We start from the raw sequence: 21,551 nt of genomic DNA, 5'->3' as shown, positions 1-21,551 counted from the left end.
CATACAGCATTTACCGGGCAAGGTCACATCGAATTATGACCTTTTTCAACCAGCCCGTTTATGCCATTTATTACTATGGTTTTCAGTAAATAAAAAAATAATCAATAAAGTCTTGTATGTATCTACGATATTTTCGTAGTTTTACGAAAACATCGTAGATATGGAAAAATTAACACAACAGGAAGAAGAGGCCATGCAGGCGATCTGGAAAACAGGCGAAGGCAACATTAAGTCCTTTTTTGCAAATCTGGGAGAGCCGCTGCCGCCTTATACGACTTTGGCTTCAACAGTAAAAAACCTGGAAAAAAAGGGCTATTTACAAAGCCGGCTAATCGGAAACACACATATTTACTCGCCGGCAATTACGGAAGAGGCTTATAAACAAAAGTTTATGGGGAATGTGGTGAAAGATTATTTTGAAAATTCCTATAAGGAACTGGTTAACTTTTTTGTTGAAAAAAACAAGATTTCGGCAGATGAGCTGAAAGAGATTATCGGATTAATTGAAGGAAAGAATAACAAGCTTTAAACATAACAGGCTATGTCTCCATTCATTGAATACCTCCTGAAAATCACAATCGGGTTCGCGGTAGTGAGCTGTTTCTATCAGTTTGTCTTGCGTAAATACACCTTTTATAACTGGAACAGGTGGTATTTGCTTCTTTACTCTGCACTTGTTTTTTTTATTCCTTTTATCAATGTGGATCAAACGTTGAAGCAGGTTGAGCTGGTCGATCACCAAATTGTTCAGTTTGTTCCTGCAGTTCAGCATTACACAAGGCCAGCGGTGAATTTTGCCGTAAACGAAGCCGTAGCTACCGAGGTTAACCGTTGGGATGTTTTGGTTTTGATGTTTGGAACAGGCGTCGTTTTTATGTTTGTTAGATCCATGCTGTTCTTTGTTTCGTTTCGTAAAATCAGAAAAAAGGCGAAGCTGATTTCGGGAGATGGTGTGAAAATATATGAGGTTCAAAAAGACATCATTCCGTTTTCGTTTGGTAATTCTATTTTCATTAACAGGAACTTACATGATGAAGATGAGCTACGGGAGATCATGCTCCACGAATTTGTTCATGTAAAACAGCGGCACACACTAGATATCATTTTTGCAGAAATATTGTGCATTCTCAATTGGTATAATCCCTTTGTCTGGCAGATCCGTTATGCAATCAGGCAAAATCTGGAATTCATTGCTGACCGGCAGGTTCTGGAAAACGGGGTCGATGTAAAACAATACCAGTATCTGCTTCTGAAAGTTACCGGCGTTCCCGCATTTCGTATCGCAAACCAGTTTAATTTTTCTTCCCTCAAACAAAGAATTATCATGATGAATAAAATGAAATCAGCGAGAATACAGCTTATCAGGTTTCTGTTTGTGTTGCCGTTATTGTTTGTTTTACTGGTAGCTTTCAGGCAGGATGTAGAAAATCAGATAAATGTTCAGGGAAAAGAGTATGTTAAAGATGATCAGACCATTTATATCTCCGGGCTTGTTTTGGAAGTTTTGACGGGAAAGCCGATCAGTAATTTGCCACTGGAAATAAAATTGGGAGATCGCAAGACAACGAAGCCAATTTCTACTGATTCAGACGGATTTTATTATTTGAAATTTGATGCCGGTGATTATTCTTCTGATTCTGTTTTTAATTACCAGGTAATGTATAACGATGGTGCCGAACAAGTAGCACTGGCTGGTTACAATACACTGTTTTTTAATGGAAAAGCGGTTGGCAGGCCCTATGGTCTGATAAAGAACCGTGGAAGTGACATAGATGGAGGAGAACATTTTACTATATCGTTTTTAAGAAAAGTTGATAAACTACTATATGCCGGACGTCCATATGGTATTTATCAGGAAGAATTTTTCAAATCAAACAGGTCATCGGATGTGAAAAACGAATTAAGGTCATTTTTGCAGGAAGAAAGTAAAGCGCCTGTCAAAGAACAAAATTTGATAGCCAACTTTAAAAAAGAGTATAAACGTCCCAGACATGTTATCACCAAATTCGAAAATGGCTTTTTTACTAAAGATCAAAAGTTGGTCGGTTATGAAGGAAACCTGCAATTTTATCTGGATGGTAAGCCAGCAACATATTATGAACTTAATGCCCCTGGTAAAGGATCACCTCCAACTTTATTGAATACTGATTTTAAACACGATGATCGAAGGCTTGCTACCAAAATGTTCTACTACACTTATCCCACAAACAAGGAAGCGCCTCCTGCTTCATACCTGAAAAAGGATAACGTTGAGTGGATTGACGTTGCGTCCTTCGATATTAGTAAGTTGGATTCTGAGCCATTTTTTCTGGATGGTTTCCGTCAGGTATTCGGTGTGGGAAGTAACATAAAACCTTTAAAGGAAGAAATTAAAAGGATTGCTGTCTTCAAAGGCAAACTTGCACGGTATTACGACAAAAAACTTGACAGGCTTTGGTGGATTGAAACCAGGCCGGTCGATGAGGTTTACGGACGACCTGCTCTGGCAAATAACTAAAACAGACAACGCTCTTTAATGGAAACAGGGAGCGTTTTTTTTGTTTTAATATGTTAAAAATGAGCTGTTTGAGTTAATTTAATTCTAAATTAATCCATTTGCTTTTGAAATCAGTCAGGTTTATTTCACCTTACGTATAATATTGTTGATTTTGATGATCTTTTCCTGAGTATAAACGGTTTAGATTACAAACGAAACAGTAAATTTTTAACATACTACCACGTTTAAAAATATCATGAAAGCAAACATTGGAATTTCAGACAGCAATACTGAGGCCGTAGCGTTTCAGCTGAACAAATTACTGGCAAATGAATTTGTACTTTATACCAAAACCCGCAACTATCACTGGAATATCGGCGGTATGAATTTCTTCGAACTGCATAAATTATTTGAAGGACAATACGAGCAGTTGCAGGTGATCATGGACGATATCGCAGAACGCATCCGTGCAATCGGTCACTATTCGGAAGCACGTCTGGTAGATATTCTAAAACTGACGGATCTTTTAGAACCGGAATATACCAACGACGAAAAAATACAGCTTAAAAATCTCCTGGACGACCATGAAACAATTATTCGTATCCTTCGTACACTCATCACAGAATTTGCTGATACTTACAAAGATCTTGGATCCAGCGATTATGTGACAGGTTTACTTCGTGAACACGAAAAAATGGCCTGGATGTTACGCGCCTTTTTGAAATAGCAAAAATGTCTGATATTCATTTATCTTTATTACCGGCGATGAAACATGCCGGTAATTTTTTTATGATTACCGATATGTAAAAAGGACCAAGATTCATGACATCTAAACTAAAACGAAGATTTAAAAGAATAATGCTGACACTTCTTACAGTTGTGGTCGTACTGACTGTGGCTATCTACCTGTTTATACAACAGGCCTCATTTGGAAAAGAGCCTGGCGGTGCCCGGTTGGAACGTATCAAAAAATCACCGAATTACAAGGGCGGCAGTTTTGTGAACCTGACCGATACCCCGGTTAGTGCTCCGAACACCAATTATTTCAAGCTGGCGGTTGCATTTTTGATGAAAGACAAAAGTGTGGAACCGGCTTTTACACTTCCTTCAGTGCAAACGGATTTGAAATTGTCGCCTTCTGGCAAACCCACTTTTACCTATTTTGGTCATTCGGCTTATATGTTACAGATGAGCGGTAAGAACATCCTGATGGATCCGGTTTTGAGTGAAAGAATATCACCGGTTCAGTGGGCGGGAAACAAAAATTATCCTGGAACACATGTGTTTGATTTCAAGGATTTACCCGCTATCGACTTTGTCGTGCTTTCACACGATCATTATGATCACATGGATTATGAAACACTGAAACAGTTTGCCGGCAAACCGACTAAGTTCATTGTTCCGCTGGGCGTAGGTGCTCACCTCGAACATTGGGGCATATCTCCTGAAAATATTACAGAGCTGGACTGGTGGGAGGGTACTAATGTTATCGATGGTATTCAATTGACTGCAACACCTGCGCGCCATTTTTCGGGTAGAAACCTTTCAAGAGGTAAATCGCTTTGGGCTTCTTATGTTTTGCAATCGGTGGATTATAAAATATTTCTTGGCGGGGATTCCGGTTACGAAAAACATTTTGCTGCCATTGGATCAAAGTTCGGTCCGTTTGATATTGCTGTTTTGGAAAATGGACAGTACAACGAATTATGGCCGTACATTCACATGATGCCGGAACAAACCGTGCAGGCCGGGATTGATTTGGGCGCAAAAATTGTGTGGCCCGTTCATTGGGGCAAGTTTACGCTGGCATTGCATCCCTGGAACGAATCGCCAAAGAGAATTGAAAAACGGGCAGCTGAACTTGGCCTGAAATTAACGACCCCGATGATTGGAGAGCAAATCGTGGTAGACAGTATTTATCCGAATCGGAAATGGTGGGATGAAATTCCTCCAAAAAAGTAAAAAAGCGACAGATGAGGTTCAAATTCATCTGTCGCTTTTTGCTATTATTATTTTTAAGCCTTATTTAAGTTGCTGTACTTCTGTTTTTAATTTCACCAGTTCTTGCTCCAGACTTGCTGTTTTGAAGTAATAATACAACCCGGCGATCAGGAAAATCTTTGACAAGATAAAAACGGCTATGAATGCCGGTCGCCAGTATTTGTGCACTTTTATATACGTGTCATTAACTTCAATTTCCAGGTATTCATCTTTTTTTCTTGTGTTTTCCTGTGCTGAATTTTTGTTGAATACGTGTTTCTTCTTTTGAATATCACCTTTTGACGTACGCAAGGCAATGATCTCTCTGACCTCCGGAGGAGGTGGAAAAGAATGCTGATCGAAATAACCCTTTATATCCGTTTCCAGATCAACCAAATAATCAGAAACCTCCTGATCTGTCAGTATTCTCTGTTTAACATATTCCCTTTCTTCCTCGTTGGAAAGGCCAAGTAAATATGATTCAAGAATACCGCTTTCAATAAAATCTGTAGTGTCCAATTTGATTGATATTAAGAGTTACGATAAGTTTTGAAGAAATCATGAAATGCTCTCAGTACTTCGGATTTCGATATATCTAGTTTTTGGGCCACTTCGTCCGGTGTAAAACCCTGACGAAAAGCGAGGTCGAAAATTACCTGTGGTGACCTGTCACCTTTAGTAAACGTATTTCCGGTACCGTCTTGTGCTAGGGACATTAATTTTCTCTTTGCCTCCACAGCTTTTGCCCGGGCAAGCTTAATCACGCATACTGCGAAAGTGAACGGGTAACTGTTACAAGCCTGAAGTTGCGGAGAAGAAAAAACACTGACCAGAATTTCCTGGGCCAGATGTGGCTGTGGAACAATTTGCAGAATAATTCCGTAAGCCATCGCTCCGTATTTATCATAGACTTCGAGCGATGTCAGCTGGTTGTTTTTGCCAACGGGATGAAGATCAATACCATTGTTTGTTCGTTCTAATTCATTCATATAACCAACTTAATAAAAATAAATATTGTGTTAGGGTATAATAAGACAACAGAAGTGATAAACCTATTGATGTTTTAATACGAGGCAAACATCAAAATGAGCAGCTTTTTGATAGAATTAATTAAAATTTTTCTGCTCTTCTTTCGAAAGTTCACAGCTAAAATAGAAATAATTTTTGTAAAGTGTATATAAATTGTTGATGAATAAAATGAGGTAAGTCATTCTTGCTTCAACATTTAGACCAATTGTTACCTTTGTAAGATGAATAAAGAAATAGCAGTAATTTTTGACATGGATGGCGTGATCTGCCATACCAACCCGTACCACTCGATGGCATTCCGTCAATTTTTTTCAGTACGCGATCTTGCTCCTACTGATGAGGAATTCGTACAGCACATGTTTGGCAAAAGCAACAGTTATATTTTATCTCATTTCCTGAAACGGACCATTGAGGGAGACGAGCTGCTGCAATTGGAAGATGAAAAGGAAAGTCTGTTCCGGCAGATTTACGAGCCTTACATCGAACCCATTTCCGGTATTGTGCCATTTATGTCTGATCTTGAAAAGAATGGTGTAAAACTCGGTGTAGCCACTTCCGCACCAAAAGCGAATCTGGAACTGATCCTGAGCAAAGTTGATATCCGTCAAAAACTGGGCTCCATTCTGGCCAGTGAAAATGTAAAAAAACACAAACCCGATCCTGAGGTTTATTTAACATCGTCGATTAATCTGGGTGTTTCTCCGGATCAATGCGTCGTTTTTGAAGATTCCTTTTCAGGCGTAACGGCAGGGCTGAATGCCGGCATGCGGGTGGTTGGCGTACTGAGCTCACATACGAAAGAAGAACTTCCGCCTTGTGACTTGTACGTTCAGAATTACGATGATCTGTCTTTTGAAAAGATAAAAGCCCTATTTGGGGCATAGGGCAGGGGGCTTAGGGTAGAGACTCGCGAAACCCATGCCCCAAGCCCATGATTACAACGTGGTACTATCTTTCACTTTGACATCAAAGACGCCGGTTAAAACCTTTTCGTTACGTTTTATCTGTAAGAAAATCCGGTAGGTTCCGTCCTTTGGGAATGCGTATGGGAATGAGATCCTGTTGCCATGTTCCATAGTGGTCATTCCTGCGCCACTGGTCTCATACATACCCATTTCGGTCATCAGAAATTCTTCCCGCTGCAATACCGACATGGCTTTTAATCCTGCCAAATATCTGTCAACGCTGTCTTTAAAAATTCCCGGCGTGGGTCGTTTCATCAGTTTGGTTGTGTCTGCAAGCCGGTTTTTAAATATCTTTTCCGCAGCCATTGGAAAGGAGCCCGTTGGATGTAAATGAATATAAACAGAACCATCAGAACGCACCACAGCAACGTGTCCCGTCATGCCAAGGTAAGGCTCAGGTATACAAGGACTGCCATCGGGATTAAAAACCTCAAAGTTTAGCTGATATGGTTTGCCGGCTTCAAGTGCCTGATTCGGTTTTCCTTCCCAAACGGCGTATGAACCGTCTTTAAATACAGTTTTGGTCCCGGGTTTGCCGCATATTACCACATCTTCCGCCATCGCAACCTTGCCTGGTGCATAGATTGGATCGGTTACGACATAGGTATCTTCCTCTGCCGTGGTTTTTAAATCGGTAACTTTTGAATCCTGTTCAGGAATATCCACTGTGTCGACAATGGATTCTGCAAAGCCTGAATACCGGACAATGTCGGCATACATCAGGTATTTACCTGCAGGCAATTTTGGTAGATAAGCTTCAAAAGTTGTACTGTCTTTCCGTTCAGGATGTATATGTGCAAAAGCGTCAAGCCCGGGGGTACGTATCAAAAATGCATGCATCAGTTTTCCATGATCAGGAATAAGTGTACTCAACATACTTCCACGTCTTTCAGACTCCCAGTCGGTGGTATCTATTGTTAATTGAAAAACACGCTGATCGTTTTCTGTGATAATTTTTGAGCTGCCTTTAACCGATTTATAGATGTATTGTTTGTAATCGGCCGCCCAGCTATTCCACCAGCTGCTTCCGCCATACAAAATCAGCGAACACAACACAGTTGCGATCCCCATGTTGATATACCTCTTACGTTTCTGAGTTGAGCTAAGAACCTGGCCTGATGGTAACAGCCCGTCACTTACACTTGCTCCGATTGTAGTAATCATCAGCAATAAAAGGATGACCCCAAGAATGCTCAAACCGATTCCAAGACCTTGCGGCATTTCCCGTTGTGCGGTCGACATAGCCATTACGGGTACAATTAATTCGCCTTTTCCCTGTTCACCATCGATCACAATTTGCGCACTGGAAGAGCCTGATTCCATTAACCAGATATCTCCTGCAAACTGTCCTGATTGTCCGGGAACCTTTAATAACTCATCCGGAGAAGGTGCACCCTTATCTCCTGAACGCAAATAAATAGGCCGTGCTTTAATATGACTTGCATTGCCGCTTTCCACAAAAACAGAAATTCGTGCAGTCCCCGGAATAACATCAGGAGGCTGGATGCTCACCAAGACCTTGTACGGCCCGGCTTGTGCCTGCATCTGAACGCCGGAACTTCCCACATGCGCCTGTGACAAATGGCTGCAAATGAGTAAAATTAGAAAGTAAATAAGTTTTTTCATCGTTGAATTTTAAACATCCAGTTTCCCCATGACAGGCCAATTCTTGTAGATATAAGACTGGCGATCAACGCAATTCCCAGGCCTTTTATTAGTTCCGGTGTGGATTCCAGCATAAAAGGAGCGAATTTGAACCGATATTCCCAGTCAGGATTACTGCCAAAATACCAGGAGTTGCTGCCAAAAAACCAGTTGCGGGCATAAGGCGATTCCATCAGAAATCCTCCCACGTACCACTGAACAATAAAAAAAACGAGAAGGAAAGCGCTGCCAAGAATAACGGTCAGTTTCCAGTCATTCAGATAAGCAAAACGATTGCGCAAAAAGTCAAGTGCAATGGCCGGAATGATCAGCATCAAGGGAAACTGAAAAGCCTGATAATGATCGATATGATTCAGGATAGGTCCCAATTTTGGCTCCGCGGGAAATAGGGGTATAATCCATAATGTTCCAAGCATTAAAGCGGTATAAACAGCTGCCACTGCAGTTATTGCCCATTTGTGTATTACCGCCTTACCGATCGCCATTAATAAAATAGGAAAAGCGGCGGCTCCAAAAATATAATAGCTGGATCGGTGACTTTCCATTCTGCCCAGTTCCTCTGAAAGAAGTGTAAACCAGATCGTCAGCAAAAAACCTCCGGAAAGTGCAAAAAGCCAGAAAAGGATACGATCTTTATTTTTCTTAACCGATTGGCTTAATGTCTGAAATTTCAATTGATTTTTAACGGCAAGTACACTCACCATCGCTCCAAACTGAATGCCAATAATGCCCAAAATTAAAACAGTGTGGGGAGGCGAGAGGATGGTCACGTCCAGGCCATAGGTGTTATGCCACCAGTCGTCAAAAGGTGCGGAAGTGAGCATAGCCAAAGCACCCCAAACGCAAAACAGCGCTCCGAGTGAACTATAGAAAATACCCCAGATTTTTACACTCTCCGCTTTTTCAACCTTACTTCCCCAGAAAGATTTTCTCAGAATTTCATATCCTGAAAACAAACCGGCTACAACAGCACCAAGATAAATAACCAAATGCGGAGGCGACAAAAGCCCGTCACGGCCAATGCTAAGATGCCAGCAAATATCCCAGATGAGACCTGTGATGACACAAAAAGAAGAAAATACGGTTGCGACGATATAGACAGGAATTCCGGCATTTGCCCGGAGCGGAATTACTCGCCCTGTTTCAACAGGTGGTGGGGTAAAGGTTGTTTCCATAAATTACGTTGAAAATCGAGGTATAGGGTATTTTGCTCAATATTAAAGAATTAACCTAAAAAAGACAATTGCCAAATCAAAATCCCCTATGCGGAAGAAGATTTTTTGAAAAGAGTTTTATCGGTAACTCAGTGCTGCTGATTTTATTGAGTTTGTATCAAAAAGGACGCATTGCTTTTACAAATCTCCCTTTGAAATAGGTAGAGAAAAGGTTGTCTTCCCGAACGCCGCGTGAGGTGGAAGCATGAATAAAAATGATTTCTTCCCTGCTTCTTACATCGGTCACAATTCCTGCATGTGAAACATATCCTTCTTTTCCTGCTTCGGGAACAAAAAACAGCCAGTCACCCGGTTTTATTTCCTGTATGCTTCCAACCTCCGAACCAAATTCCGACTGCTGCCAGGAAATACGCGGTACTTTAACACCAATTTCAGAATATACGGAACAGATCAAACCAGAGCAGTCAATACCACTTTTGTCGTTGCCGCCTGAACGATAAGGCGTTCCGGAATAGGTTCTTGCCACTTCGACGACCTTTGGAATTTCACCTGCATAAGTGCCGGATGGACGGGTATAGGTTGGTTTAGCGGGGGTTGACGGATTTGTTCTGTTTGACGGAGCTGGTTTTCTGGCGGGCGTACGGTTAACCGGTGGTCTTGATGCCGTAACGCGGGAATTGCCTGATGGTGGAGGCGATGGACGCGGGTTATTACGGGAAGAAGACTCGGACGGGCCCTTTCGCAGCGTATCGCACGAACAAATGAAAAAAGAAAAAACGAGCAAAAAAATCGGGTAAGTGTAATGTTGCTTGGTCATGCGCAAAATTGTTGCAGGCAATGTTTGTGTCTTACAAATAACGACACTTATCACAAAAACTGTCAATTCTGACCGTGAAAAAGAAGTCTGATAAACTTATTTTAGTTGCCGGTAAAGGGTTTGGATTAAAAATTGATATAAATATTATGTCTCTGACTGCATTGTAATTAGTTTTGTCATTGATCCGAACGACGTAGTTCATTTTCCATTCCGTATTTAAAAAACTCAATTCTTAAGATGAAAATTATTTGTGTGGGCCGCAATTACGCTGATCATATAGCAGAACTTAACAATGAGCGTCCCGATGCGCCGGTTATTTTTCTAAAACCGGAAACTGCACAGATCCGTTTGGGAGAACCTTTTTTCTATCCTGATTTTTCCAAAGACGTGCATCATGAAGTAGAACTGGTTATTAAAATCAATAAGGTTGGTAAAAATATAGAAGAGCGTTTTGCACACAAATATTATGACGAAATCGGTTTGGGGATCGACTTTACTGCAAGAGATCTGCAATCAGAGTTGAAAAGCAAAGGGTTGCCCTGGGAGCTTTCCAAAGCATTCAACGGGTCCGCGCCAGTCTCGGAATTTGTTCCTGTAAGCAATTTTGCTGATGTTCAGAACATTAATTTCAGTCTGGATGTGAACGGAGAAACGCGTCAAAATGGTAATTCTTCCATGATGCTTTACCGGATTGATTATCTGATCTCCTTTGTGTCAAAATATTTTATGCTCAAAAAAGGCGACCTGATTTTTACAGGAACACCAAAGGGTGTGTCTGCGGTAAAAATCGGTGATAAGTTAACGGCGTCCATTGAAGGCAAGAAGATGCTCGAATTGTTCGTTAGGTAATTGTTTATCATCCGTTTTTGCATGATCCTTAACCGGATCTTTATCATACACTTCTCTTCATGCGTACTAATTTTCGGGCACTGGTCCGTTTTGTGTTATTTTTTGGCTTTGCAGGGTTGGTTTTGCCGCTTGCTGCTCAGAAACAATCTTATCCGAAGGATTACTACCAGTTTCCCATCCGTCCCGGTTTGCCCAATTCACTGGCCGGAGGACTGGGTGATTTGCGTACCAATCACTTTCACGCCGGTCTTGACATTCGCACGGAACAGCGGGAAGGCCTGCCTGTTTATGCTGCGGCCGAGGGTTATGTTTATAAAGTAGCGGTCCAAAGAAGCGGTTATGGAAACGTAATTTACCTGAGACATCCCAACGGACAAACATCCGTTTATGGGCATCTATTGAAATTCAGCGAACAGCTTGCCGGGTATGTTCGCACTGAGCAGTATAAAAAACAAAGCTTTGAGATAGACTTATTCCCCGAACCTGGCAAATATGCTTTCCGGAAAGGAGAAGTAATAGCGCTTTCCGGGAATACAGGTGGTTCTGCGGGCCCGCATTTACATTTTGAGATTCGTGATTCAAAAGATAACTACCTGAACCCGCTCTACTTTGGTTTTAAGGAGATTAAAGATGTTACACCGCCTAAGTTCGTCAACCTGGCTATCAGGCCGCTGGATATTAATGGCCGGGTAAACGGGCAGTTCGACAGGCGGGTTTTTGCACCGGTCAAATTAAAAGACGGCTCTTACCGAATCGCCGCACCGATATCAGCAACAGGAATCATTGGCATTGACCTCGTTGCACATGATCAGATGACCGGTACAGGCTTTCGTTATGGTTTGCAGTGTGTTGAGATTAAAATGGATGGAAGAGAAGTGTTTTCCTACAACATGGAAATTTTTCCGAATGCTTCCACAAGAGATTACAATAACCTGATCGACTACGGAACGGAACAGGAAACCGGCCAGCGCTACCTGAGATGTTATGTTCCTGACGGGAATAAATTTAATCTGTATAAAACCGACCTGCTTAAAGGAAAACTGAACATTACAGATACGCTTTTGCATGAAGTGAAAATCCGGATTTCCGATTCTTATGAGAATTTTTCGGAACTGTTGTTTCAGATTAAAGGTGAAGTGGCAAATCCTGCCTTACCTGTTTTTGAAACCGAAGTGAATCCGGAATGGGTACAGACGGAAATTCAGGGAAATACTTTGCTGGTCAGAGCCAGGTATTACCGCAGTACAATTCCTTTTGCAACTTATTATGCAGAGGGCAAGGAGATAAAAAAGACACCCGACCTTTATGATAAGGAGTCTGCTGTTTTTCTTACTGATCTCAGAGAATATATGCCGGATTCCGTTAAAATAGGAAACTCGGTTGTCCGCACCTATTTGCGAAACCAAATGTTACCTTCTGAGGTAGCTGGTTATAAAGGAGAAAAATGGGCAGTTGAATTTAATGAGAACAGCTTGTTTGATACTTTGTTCGTAACAGGTCAGCGGAGCTTTAATGCCTTAACAATCAATAATAAAGGAGTCGCTCTTAAAGATTATGTTTCTGTTTCCTTTACCCCGGAAACGATTCCGGTTAATAAGGAGCGAAGCAAAGTTTTCAGGTATCTGGATGGCGATTACCGTTTTGTCGGAGGCGAATGGAATGGCGATGAGATAAAATTTCAGACCCGTGAACTTGGCACCTTTCTGGTGAGGACAGATACTGTTCCCCCAAAGATCAGGCTGCTGGAACATAGTAAAACACGAATCAGGGGTTATATCTGGGATACATTTTCCGGAGTTGACAGATACAGGGCAATGGTTAATGGAGAATGGGTCCTGATGAATTTTGATTCCAAGAAAGGATATATCTGGTCTGAAAAATTGGATGAAAGTCTTCCTTTTGAAGGAGAACTAATGCTTGAAGTTACGGATAGGGCAGGAAATAGTACTATCTTGCAAACCCAATTGGTTGAACCGGTTGTCAAACCAAAAAAACGAAAAAAATAAGATATGGCTCTTCAGAAAGGTGACGCAGCGCCCGGTTTTTCGGCAAAAGATCAGAACGGGAATGAAGTTAAACTTTCTGATTTTGAGGGTAAAAAAGTAATTCTGTATTTTTACCCAAAAGATGATACACCGGGCTGCACGGCTCAGGCCTGCAACCTTCGTGATAATTACGAGGCGATTTTAAATAAAGGATATGTCGTACTTGGTGTAAGTGTGGATACCGAAAAGTCGCATGTGAAATTTATCAAAAAATTTGACCTTCCTTTTCCGCTACTCGCTGATACAGACCATGCAATCGTGGAGGCTTACGGTGTTTGGGTTGAAAAAAGTATGTATGGGCGCACTTATATGGGAACAGCCCGCACTACTTTTGTCATCGATGAAAAAGGAGTAATTGAAGAAATCATTCTGAAGGTGGATACGAAAAACCATACAGATCAAATTATTGGTAAAACTGAATAATAAGTAGTCATATTCCAAGCTTGATTAGTACCAAATTTACAATCTTTTAAAAGGATACATTCCGCAAGAAAAATTAATAGAAATGGAAATTGAACAATTAGAAAAAGTAGCATCCCAGGTTCGTCGCGACATCGTTCGTATGGTACATGGTTGCCAGTCGGGTCACCCTGGCGGTTCTTTGGGTTGCACCGAAATCCTGGTAGCTCTTTACTTTGAGCAAATGAAGATCAAGGAAGAAAACGGAAAACCTGTTTTTGATATGAACGGAGAAGGAGAAGATCTTTTCTTCTTATCCAATGGTCACATTTCTCCGGTTTGGTATAGTGTTCTGGCACATAAAGGATATTTCCCAAAAGAAGAAATGGCTACCTTCAGGAAGCTGAACTCACGTTTACAGGGTCACCCGACCACGCATGAGCACCTGGAAGGAATCCGTATTGCATCCGGTTCATTGGGACAGGGCATGTCTGCTGCAATTGGCGCGGCACTTGCTAAAAAACTGAATAAAGACACCCGTACCGTTTTTGTTTTGATGGGTGATGGTGAGCAGCAGGAAGGACAGGTTTGGGAAGCAGCATCGTTCGCACCACATCATGAAGTAGATAACCTGATTGCAATGATTGACCTGAACGGACAGCAGATCGACGGTCCTACATTGAAGGTAATGAACAACCGTGATCTTGGTAAAAAATATGAAGCTTTCGGATGGGAAGTAATTACCATCGAAGAAGGAAATGACATGGCTGCGGTAGTTAAAGGACTTTACGAAGCAAAAAGTCGCCTGGGTCACGGACGTCCGATTATGATCCTGGTACATACCGGAATGGGTTTTGGCGTTGACTTTATGATGGGAAGCCATAAATGGCACGGGGTTGCACCAAATGATGAGCAGTTAGCTGCAGCATTGGGTCAGCTGGAAGAAACTTTGGGAGATTATTAATATACAGCCTTCATTGGTTATCAGATATAGACATTAAGTAATAATGAAAAAATACACCTTCACCGAAAAGAAAGACACCCGCTCGGGTTTTGGGGCTGGGATGCATGTTCTCGGACAGCAGAATCCTAATGTTGTAGCACTTTGCGCCGACCTTGTTGGATCATTGAAATTAGAGGCTTTCATCAAAGAAAATCCGGATCGTTTTGTACAGTGCGGTATTTCGGAAGCGAACATGATCGGTGTTTCTGCCGGTCTGACAATCGGTGGTAAAATTCCTTTTGCAACTACTTTTGCAAACTTCGCGACGGGACGTGTTTATGACCAGATTCGGCAAAGCGTTGCCTACTCCAATAAAAACGTAAAGATCTGCGCTTCTCATGCAGGACTTACTTTGGGAGAAGACGGCGCAACCCACCAGATTCTTGAAGATTTGGGTATGATGAAAATGCTTCCGGGAATGACTGTTATCAATCCTTGTGATTACAACCAGACTAAGGCAGCTACAATCGCCATTGCAGATCATGAAGGACCTGTATATCTGCGTTTTGGACGCCCGGTTATTCCTGTGTTTACAGATGCTGATCAGGTTTTTGAAATTGGGAAAGCCTGGATGGTTAACGAAGGTACGGATGTAAGTATTTTCGCAACAGGCCACATGGTTTGGGAAGCGATTCAGGCTGGAGAGCAGCTGGAAGCAGAAGGTATCAATGCTGAAATTATCAACATTCACACCATCAAACCTTTGGATGAAGAAGCAATTCTGAAATCCGTTTCAAAAACAGGCTGTGCAGTTACTGCCGAAGAGCACAACCGTTTAGGTGGTTTGGGAGACAGCGTTGCACAGGTTTTGGTTAAAAATAAACTTGTTCCTCAGGAATATGTAGCAGTGAACGACAGCTTCGGAGAAAGCGGGACACCGGCTCAGCTGATGGAAAAATACGGTTTGACAGCGAAAGATATCGTTGCAGCTGCGAAACGTGCGATTGAACGCAAAAATGCATAGTCAGTTGCCTGACTGTTATTATAATTGAAAATTTTGGAGTCTTACATAAAGCAAAATCATTGTTTTGCTTTATGTAAGACTTTAATTTTATTTGCCCATATTGGAAAAATAAAGTAGTATTGGCATGCGTTGAAAAAATCCTGAATCAGTTCAACCTTACCACAGGAATGGTTCCTTCCGGTTTTAACCTGTAATCAACAAACAGGTTTGTTTTATAAATGTCTGACGAAGAATTATTAGCCTTATATCAAAATCCTGAAACGCGTAGAAACGCTTTCAACCAACTGGTGCGTAAGTATCAGCAGAAAGTCTATTGGCTGGTGCGTAAAATGGTTGTAGATCATGACGATGCAAACGATATCACCCAGGATGTTTTTATTAAAGCCTGGACTGCCCTGGAAAACTTTCGCGGTGATGCCAAATTTTATACCTGGCTGTATCGTATCGCCAGTAACGAAGCTATTAATTTTTTAAATAAAAAAAGAAAGCGGTTTTTTATTCCTATATATGATATCGAAAACGAGCTCAGTGAAAAGCTCGAAGCAGACCCACTGGTAAGTGGTGACGACATACAGCTGAAATTACAGCAGGCGCTTTTAAAGTTACCGGACAAGCAAAGACTTGTTTTCAATTTAAAATATTTTGAGGAATTGCCCTATGAGGAAATTTCCCAGATAACAGGCACATCGGTTGGCGCTTTAAAAGCCTCCTACCACTGGGCAACGAAAAAAATTGAAGATTTTTTAAACGAAACGGATTAAACTTTTTCTTCAAAAGAAGGTCAAACATTGGCAAGACAAGAAATACTAAAATCATGGACAAAAATCGTATACGGCTGGATGATATAAAAAAGGATATGCCGTTCACTGTGCCGGAGGGCTATTTTGATAAACTTCCTCAAATTATCCAGTCGAGAATTCCGTCAGAGCCGGTTCGCCAGCCTCTTGTTGGATGGTCGTGGCAGCGTTCGATGGCACTTGTTTCCGCAATGGCTTTGATATTTGTGCTGGTATGGGTTACCGTCCCGGAACGCCAGGGATCGCTGGGTCAGGAACCGCTTAGCGGTGTCAGCGACGCTTCGATCGTTGCATATCTGGAAGATCAGAACATTAATTATTATGACCTGAGCGAGCACAAGGTTGTTCAGAAAGCCTTTGAAACAGACTCAACGATACTAAATTATCTGGATGGGATGGACAGCGATTTTATTCGTGAGCAAATTATCGAGTCTGCCTCCGGATCAGAAACCATTTGACCCTAACAAATTAAAAAGATGAACTTACAATTGATTAAAAAACTAAAATACGGATTGTCGTTTACGTTGCTGCTTTTCCTTTCAGTAAATGCTGCCCAGGCACAGCGCAGATCGGAAGAAGAGATGAAAAAAATACAGGATAGCAAAGTTGCCATTATTACAAACCGATTGAACCTTACTTCTGAACAGTCCGCCGGATTCTGGCCTGTTTATAATGAATATTCTCAAAAAAGAAGAGAGATTCATCGTGCTCAGCGCAGAATCATCAATGATAAAAAGGCTGAGGGCAAAACGGATGAGCAGGTACTTGGAAATCTGAAAGAAGTTCAGGAATTGAGACAAAAGGAACTTGATCTTGATAAAGAATATCAGAGCCGTTTTTTAAAAGTGATTTCGGCAAATCAGGTTATCGAATTATACAAGGCAGAAAAGGCATTTAATGATATGCTTCTTCAGCGTCTTAAACAACAATAGGCAGAGAAGCAAAATTAGATATTAAATCGACTTATTACCTTTTATCTTAATCCCGCGACAGACTTATCTTTTGCGGGATTTTTTGCTGTTAGTCTTCTGTTAATACGAAAAGAGACCAAACCTTTACAGATCTGGTCTCTTCAAAAGCTCATTTAACCTATTAATGCCCACCGACAGAAGATACGCCTTTGATTCCTCTGGTTTCAACAGTTATGTTTCGCTGCGGAGCTGTGTGTTCCTTAAAATCCTGAATGATTTCAAGAACATCGTAATCAATATGAATCGATTTACTGCCGTCGATAATTACCGTAGAGTTTTCAGGTAAGTTGTCCAGGGTTAACCCGATACTTCCCTTATTTAAAAACGTAACTTCTTCCGAAAGTAAAAGTGTAATGACGTCGCCATCTCGGTGTTCTTCTTTTTTGTAATGATAAGAATGTTTATAATTCTTACTCAGAATAAAGTAAATCGCTACAACCATCCCAATCGCGATACCTTTTAGTAAGTCGGTGCTAAGTATAGCAATTACAGTCACGATGAAAGGTACAAATTGTTCTCTTCCAAGTTTGTACATTCCCTGATAAAGCGAAAATTTGGAAAGCTTGTAACCAACCACCAAAAGAATAGCTGCAAGACAGGAAAGGGGGACGTAATTGATATATTTTGGAATAAAAACTGCTGACAGCAACAGTATTGTCCCATGTATAATCGTACCCATTTTTGATCTTCCTCCGGATGCTATATTAGCTGAACTTCTTACAATTACCTGCGTAATCGGAAGCCCGCCTATCAGCCCGGACGTGATGTTTCCAATGCCTTGCGCGATTAGCTCACGGTTTGTAGGTGTATCCCTTTTGTACGGGTCCAGCTTGTCTGTCGCTTCAACGGAAAGAAGTGATTCAAGACTTGCTACAATTGCAATGGTAACGGCTACGGTATAAACCTCTACTTTTTGCAAAGCAGAAAAATCAGGAGTTTTGAAAAAACTAAAAAACTCGGATGCGCTCGACGCAACAGGCAACTGAACCAAATGATCTCCGGAAAGAACCCATTGGGGAAAAGCAGTTGAGAAAACCAGGTTCAGTACTACGCCGATCATCACCACGAAAAGAGCGCCGGGCAAAAATCTAAACAACTGAATTCTCTTCATGAAGGGTGTGTCAAATAGAATGAGCAAACCCAGAGAAACAGCTGAGATGATTATCGCTCCGGTGCTGCTATACTTTACTGCGTTGAATAATTCGGTAAATGTATTTTGGCCGTCTTTTTGGGCGAACGCTTCATCTCCCATAAAGTCGGCGTCGTATCCAAATGCGTGAGGAATCTCTTTTAAGATTAGGGTTATCCCAATGGCGGCAAGCATTCCTTTAATAACTGCTGAAGGGAAGTAATATCCAATAACTCCTGCTTTAAGAAAACCCGCGATAACCTGCAGTATTCCGGCTATTACAACGGCAAGAAGAAATATTTCAAAGCTGCCAAGTGTTTCCAGAGCCGTAAGTACGATGACAACCAAACCGGCAGCAGGTCCGGAAACTCCAAGTGAGGAGCCACTGATCAAACCTACTACAATTCCGCCAACCACACCTGCAATGATTCCTGAAAATAACAGATCAGACCGCCCGGTTGAAGCCAGAGCCACTCCAAGACAGAGTGGCAACGCTACCAGATAAACGACCAGACCCGCAGGGAAATCGTATTTAAGATTGGTAAATAAATTATTTTTATTAGCTGACATTTGAATTAATTAAACTTAGAGGGTTGCCAATATTGCCTAGTCGTGAAGGATTTTTTCCAACTCGAATTTGTATACGCTGTCCATTTTACTGCCATCACCCACGGTTATGTCCATGTCTCTGAGCATACCGTCGTTCACATCATATACAATACCATGAACAAGCAGATCTTTTCCGTTTGCCCAGGCATTTTGTACAATTGATGTTTTAGTCAGGTTAAATACCTGTTCCTGCACATTTAGCTCAACGAGGCGATTAGAGCGTGCATGGGGATCTTCGATTGCATTCAATTCCAGTGCATGCAATCTGTAAACATCTTTAATATTACGCAGCCAATTGTCGATAAGGCCAACCTGCTTATTGCCCATCGCAGCCTTCACACCTCCGCAGCCATAGTGCCCAACCACCATCACGTGTTTAACGCCAAGAACATTGATCGAATAATCGAGTACACTCAACATACTCATATCCGTATGTACAACCATGTTGGCAATATTTCTGTGTACAAATATGTCACCTGGAACTGTACCTGTAATTTCATTGGCGGGAACACGGCTGTCAGAACATCCAATCCACAGGAATTGAGGACTTTGTCCCTGGGCAAGATTATTAAAAAATTCCGGGTCTTCTTTGAGTGTGTTTGAAACCCATCTTTTGTTATTCTGGAATAGATTCTGATATGTTTTAATCATGATTTCTGAATTTCGATCTTATTATATGAATTGAATAAAATGCATATATGCCAATAAGTTCAGCCTTAGAAGGACGAACAGGCAAACCAATGCATGAATGGGTATCAAATCGTAAGTGAAATCAGACTGACTCGGGTGGGGGAGAAAAGAGATTCTTGAAAATCTCATTTTCGCATTGTACGGCGTAGGAGAAAACAGTTTTAAGAATAACTGTTGCCGTATTATGTTGTAGTGTTATTGAATTATTTACCAATTGCTGGTCATCCGCAATTTTCTCAACCTCAGTTTTTTCATTGTCACAATTGTCTGTTTTACAGGCAGCAGTAACTTTACTTTTTATCGACAGAAGGCTCGCAACATCTGTTGACTTACAGAAGAAGAAGATTGTGAGCAATATGAGACAAAGATTTTTCAACTGATAAGTTTACTTTATTCCGGCTTTGGTAACAATATACGAGCGTTAAACGTTCGGTAATTTAAAATCGATATAATTTAGAAAAGGATTTTTGATTAAAACTTACTTCTCTATTGGCAAATTTGACATAAAAAAAGGGATGTACGAATACACCCCTTTATATTATGTTAAGGTCTCCAGCCTTTTTCATGGTTTTCCAGCCAACGTCCAACTACAAAAGCTGAACCCAGCAAAACGATGTAAAAAGCGATCATAATAATCGTCATGAACATAAAATATCGGATTTTCTCTGGTTCTATACTTGCAAAAATATACAAAAAAGTCCTACGACCAACGTCTGTTTAAAAAATTATAGGACACCCTTTGTAGATGGCAGAAAATCAAGTGCTTTCAAATCACGTCGAACAGCCATTTTGATTGCTTTTGCAAAACCCTTAAAGATCGACTCAATTTTGTGATGCTCGTTTTGACCTTCTACTTTAATATTCAGGTTACACAATGAGGTGTCGGAGAAAGATTTAAAAAAGTGATAGAACATTTCTGTTGGCATTTCACCAATTTTTTCTCTCTTAAATTCTGCATCCCAAACCAGCCAGGGTCTTCCTGAAAAATCAATTGCTACCTGGGCAAGCGCTTCATCCATCGGAAGCAGGAATCCATAGCGGCTAATTCCACGTTTATCTCCCAGTGCCTGTCTGTATGCATCGCCAAGTGCAAGCGCCGTGTCTTCAATAGTATGATGTTCGTCAATATGCAAATCACCATCTACATGAATTGTGATGTCTGCTCCTGAATGTCTGGCAAGCTGATCCAGCATATGGTCATAAAAGCCAAGTCCGGTGTGAATGCTCGACCGGCCGCTTCCGTCCAGATTCAGCTCAATCTTAATTTGTGTCTCTTTTGTATTTCTTTCTACAAAGGCAGTTCGTGAGGGTAGTTTCAAATGTTCATAAATGGCATCCCAGTCATTAGATACAAAAGAGATAGCGTTGTTCATCTCTTCGGAAATGCCCTCAGTTGGTTGTGAAGAAGCGAACAAAATTGCTTTTGCTCCCAGATTTACGGCCAGTTGAACATCAGTAAGACGGTCCCCAATTACATAGCTGTTTTCCAGATCATAGTCTGCTGAAAAGTAAGTTCCCAGCATCCCGGTTCCTGGTTTGCGGGTATCGAGGTTATCTTCCGGAAAACTGCGGTCAATGTGTGTCTGGCTGAAAATAATATTTTCTCCCGCCAGTGTCTGAACCATTTTATTCTGTGCAGGCCAGAAAGTATCCTCAGGAAAAGAAGCCGTTCCCAGACCGTCCTGGTTGGTAACCATCACAAATTCATAATCCGTTTCTTCTGAAATTCGCCTGAGATTTGAAATAGTTTTTGGGATGAATTCCAGTTTTTCAAGAGAATCTACCTGGAAATCTGTGGGTGGTTCAACGATCATCGTGCCGTCGCGGTCTATAAAAAGTACTTTTTTCATTGATTTAAGAATAACAATTGGTCTGCCCGAAAGGCTGGAAGAAATTTTGCACAAAGTTCGTAAAGTATATGGATTAGAAAAGTCTATATAAAACTAATTCACAACTGGCATCGGTGTATTCGCGTTAGGTTTTAAAGA

Annotated in this window: 21 protein-coding genes; 13 read left to right on the top strand and 8 right to left on the bottom strand. The window is 41.3% G+C overall.

What is annotated here, in order from left to right:
• Positions 1 to 160 precede the first annotated feature (160 nt).
• The 4 genes from E0F88_RS10920 to E0F88_RS10905 all read left to right on the top strand — a co-directional run bounded on the left by E0F88_RS10920 (position 161) and on the right by E0F88_RS10905 (position 4,438).
• Positions 161 to 529 (top strand): BlaI/MecI/CopY family transcriptional regulator, encoded by a 369-nt coding sequence (locus E0F88_RS10920; protein WP_131958264.1) that lies wholly within the window; start codon positions 161 to 163, stop codon positions 527 to 529.
• A 12-nt stretch (positions 530 to 541) separates the two neighbouring features.
• On the top strand, positions 542 to 2,497 hold the full coding sequence (locus E0F88_RS10915; protein ID WP_131958263.1) for a M56 family metallopeptidase: 1,956 nt from the start codon (positions 542 to 544) through the stop codon (positions 2,495 to 2,497).
• Positions 2,498 to 2,732: 235 nt separating this feature from the next.
• The gene (locus E0F88_RS10910) at positions 2,733 to 3,203 is read left to right on the top strand and encodes a Dps family protein (RefSeq protein ID WP_131958262.1); all 471 of its coding nucleotides are present in this window, start codon (positions 2,733 to 2,735) and stop codon (positions 3,201 to 3,203) included.
• 95 nt (positions 3,204 to 3,298) lie between these two features.
• A complete protein-coding gene (locus E0F88_RS10905; protein WP_229213727.1) occupies positions 3,299 to 4,438 on the top strand; it encodes an MBL fold metallo-hydrolase in 1,140 nt (379 codons plus the stop codon).
• Between the two features lie 60 nt (positions 4,439 to 4,498).
• Here the strand turns inward: E0F88_RS10905 and E0F88_RS10900 are convergent, their stop codons facing one another.
• Both E0F88_RS10900 and E0F88_RS10895 read right to left on the bottom strand, forming a co-directional pair.
• On the bottom strand, positions 4,499 to 4,975 hold the full coding sequence (locus E0F88_RS10900) for a hypothetical protein (RefSeq protein WP_131958261.1): 477 nt from the start codon (positions 4,973 to 4,975) through the stop codon (positions 4,499 to 4,501).
• Between the two features lie 11 nt (positions 4,976 to 4,986).
• A complete protein-coding gene (locus E0F88_RS10895) occupies positions 4,987 to 5,445 on the bottom strand; it encodes a hypothetical protein (RefSeq protein WP_131958260.1) in 459 nt (152 codons plus the stop codon).
• Between the two features lie 261 nt (positions 5,446 to 5,706).
• Between E0F88_RS10895 and E0F88_RS10890 the strand changes: the two genes are divergently transcribed.
• Positions 5,707 to 6,369: an HAD family hydrolase gene (locus tag E0F88_RS10890; RefSeq protein WP_131958259.1), complete on the top strand. Its 663-nt coding sequence runs from the start codon at positions 5,707 to 5,709 to the stop codon at positions 6,367 to 6,369.
• A 51-nt stretch (positions 6,370 to 6,420) separates the two neighbouring features.
• Here E0F88_RS10890 and E0F88_RS10885 read toward each other — a convergent pair whose 3' ends face one another.
• From E0F88_RS10885 to E0F88_RS10875, 3 genes are all read right to left on the bottom strand, one after another.
• Entirely contained in the window at positions 6,421 to 8,076 is a 1,656-nt protein-coding gene (locus E0F88_RS10885; protein WP_131958258.1) for a DUF8832 domain-containing protein, read from the bottom strand.
• Positions 8,073 to 9,290, bottom strand: coding sequence for a hypothetical protein (locus E0F88_RS10880; RefSeq protein ID WP_181956086.1), 1,218 nt, complete (start codon positions 9,288 to 9,290; stop codon positions 8,073 to 8,075). Before E0F88_RS10880 ends, E0F88_RS10885 begins: the two co-directional genes overlap by 4 nt.
• Before the next feature lie 157 nt (positions 9,291 to 9,447).
• Positions 9,448 to 10,107 (bottom strand): C40 family peptidase, encoded by a 660-nt coding sequence (locus E0F88_RS10875; RefSeq protein ID WP_131958257.1) that lies wholly within the window; start codon positions 10,105 to 10,107, stop codon positions 9,448 to 9,450.
• A 237-nt stretch (positions 10,108 to 10,344) separates the two neighbouring features.
• On the opposite strand from E0F88_RS10875, the gene E0F88_RS10870 reads away from it, so the two are divergent.
• The 8 genes from E0F88_RS10870 (at position 10,345) to E0F88_RS10835 (ending at position 17,096) form a co-directional block, all read left to right on the top strand.
• Positions 10,345 to 10,956, top strand: a complete 612-nt coding sequence (locus tag E0F88_RS10870) for a fumarylacetoacetate hydrolase family protein (RefSeq protein WP_131958256.1) — start codon at positions 10,345 to 10,347, stop codon at positions 10,954 to 10,956.
• A gap of 59 nt (positions 10,957 to 11,015) precedes the next feature.
• Positions 11,016 to 12,962, top strand: a complete 1,947-nt coding sequence (locus tag E0F88_RS10865) for a M23 family metallopeptidase (protein ID WP_131958255.1) — start codon at positions 11,016 to 11,018, stop codon at positions 12,960 to 12,962.
• A 3-nt stretch (positions 12,963 to 12,965) separates the two neighbouring features.
• Positions 12,966 to 13,424, top strand: a complete 459-nt coding sequence (gene bcp / locus E0F88_RS10860; RefSeq protein ID WP_131958254.1) for a thioredoxin-dependent thiol peroxidase — start codon at positions 12,966 to 12,968, stop codon at positions 13,422 to 13,424.
• Positions 13,425 to 13,500: 76 nt separating this feature from the next.
• Positions 13,501 to 14,364, top strand: coding sequence for a transketolase (locus tag E0F88_RS10855; protein WP_131958253.1), 864 nt, complete (start codon positions 13,501 to 13,503; stop codon positions 14,362 to 14,364).
• Positions 14,365 to 14,407: 43 nt separating this feature from the next.
• Positions 14,408 to 15,367, top strand: coding sequence for a transketolase family protein (locus E0F88_RS10850; RefSeq protein WP_131958252.1), 960 nt, complete (start codon positions 14,408 to 14,410; stop codon positions 15,365 to 15,367).
• 218 nt (positions 15,368 to 15,585) lie between these two features.
• On the top strand, positions 15,586 to 16,128 hold the full coding sequence (locus tag E0F88_RS10845) for an RNA polymerase sigma factor (protein ID WP_131958251.1): 543 nt from the start codon (positions 15,586 to 15,588) through the stop codon (positions 16,126 to 16,128).
• Positions 16,129 to 16,181: 53 nt separating this feature from the next.
• Positions 16,182 to 16,622: a hypothetical protein gene (locus tag E0F88_RS10840; RefSeq protein ID WP_131958250.1), complete on the top strand. Its 441-nt coding sequence runs from the start codon at positions 16,182 to 16,184 to the stop codon at positions 16,620 to 16,622.
• Between the two features lie 18 nt (positions 16,623 to 16,640).
• Positions 16,641 to 17,096, top strand: a complete 456-nt coding sequence (locus tag E0F88_RS10835) for a hypothetical protein (RefSeq protein ID WP_131958249.1) — start codon at positions 16,641 to 16,643, stop codon at positions 17,094 to 17,096.
• A 160-nt stretch (positions 17,097 to 17,256) separates the two neighbouring features.
• Here E0F88_RS10835 and E0F88_RS10830 read toward each other — a convergent pair whose 3' ends face one another.
• The 3 genes from E0F88_RS10830 to hisB all read right to left on the bottom strand — a co-directional run bounded on the left by E0F88_RS10830 (position 17,257) and on the right by hisB (position 21,413).
• Entirely contained in the window at positions 17,257 to 18,834 is a 1,578-nt protein-coding gene (locus E0F88_RS10830) for a SulP family inorganic anion transporter (RefSeq protein WP_131958248.1), read from the bottom strand.
• A 36-nt stretch (positions 18,835 to 18,870) separates the two neighbouring features.
• Positions 18,871 to 19,524, bottom strand: coding sequence for a carbonate dehydratase (can, locus tag E0F88_RS10825; protein ID WP_131958247.1), 654 nt, complete (start codon positions 19,522 to 19,524; stop codon positions 18,871 to 18,873).
• 764 nt (positions 19,525 to 20,288) lie between these two features.
• The gene (gene hisB, locus E0F88_RS10815; RefSeq protein ID WP_131958245.1) at positions 20,289 to 21,413 is read right to left on the bottom strand and encodes a bifunctional histidinol-phosphatase/imidazoleglycerol-phosphate dehydratase HisB; all 1,125 of its coding nucleotides are present in this window, start codon (positions 21,411 to 21,413) and stop codon (positions 20,289 to 20,291) included.
• Between the last annotated feature and the right edge of the window lie 138 nt (positions 21,414 to 21,551).

It is taken from the genome of Dyadobacter psychrotolerans (genome assembly GCF_004349265.1).
Taxonomy (GTDB): domain Bacteria; phylum Bacteroidota; class Bacteroidia; order Cytophagales; family Spirosomataceae; genus Dyadobacter; species Dyadobacter psychrotolerans.
Note: the sequence above shows the minus strand (reverse complement) of the source record. Positions and strands in the feature narration are given on the sequence as shown.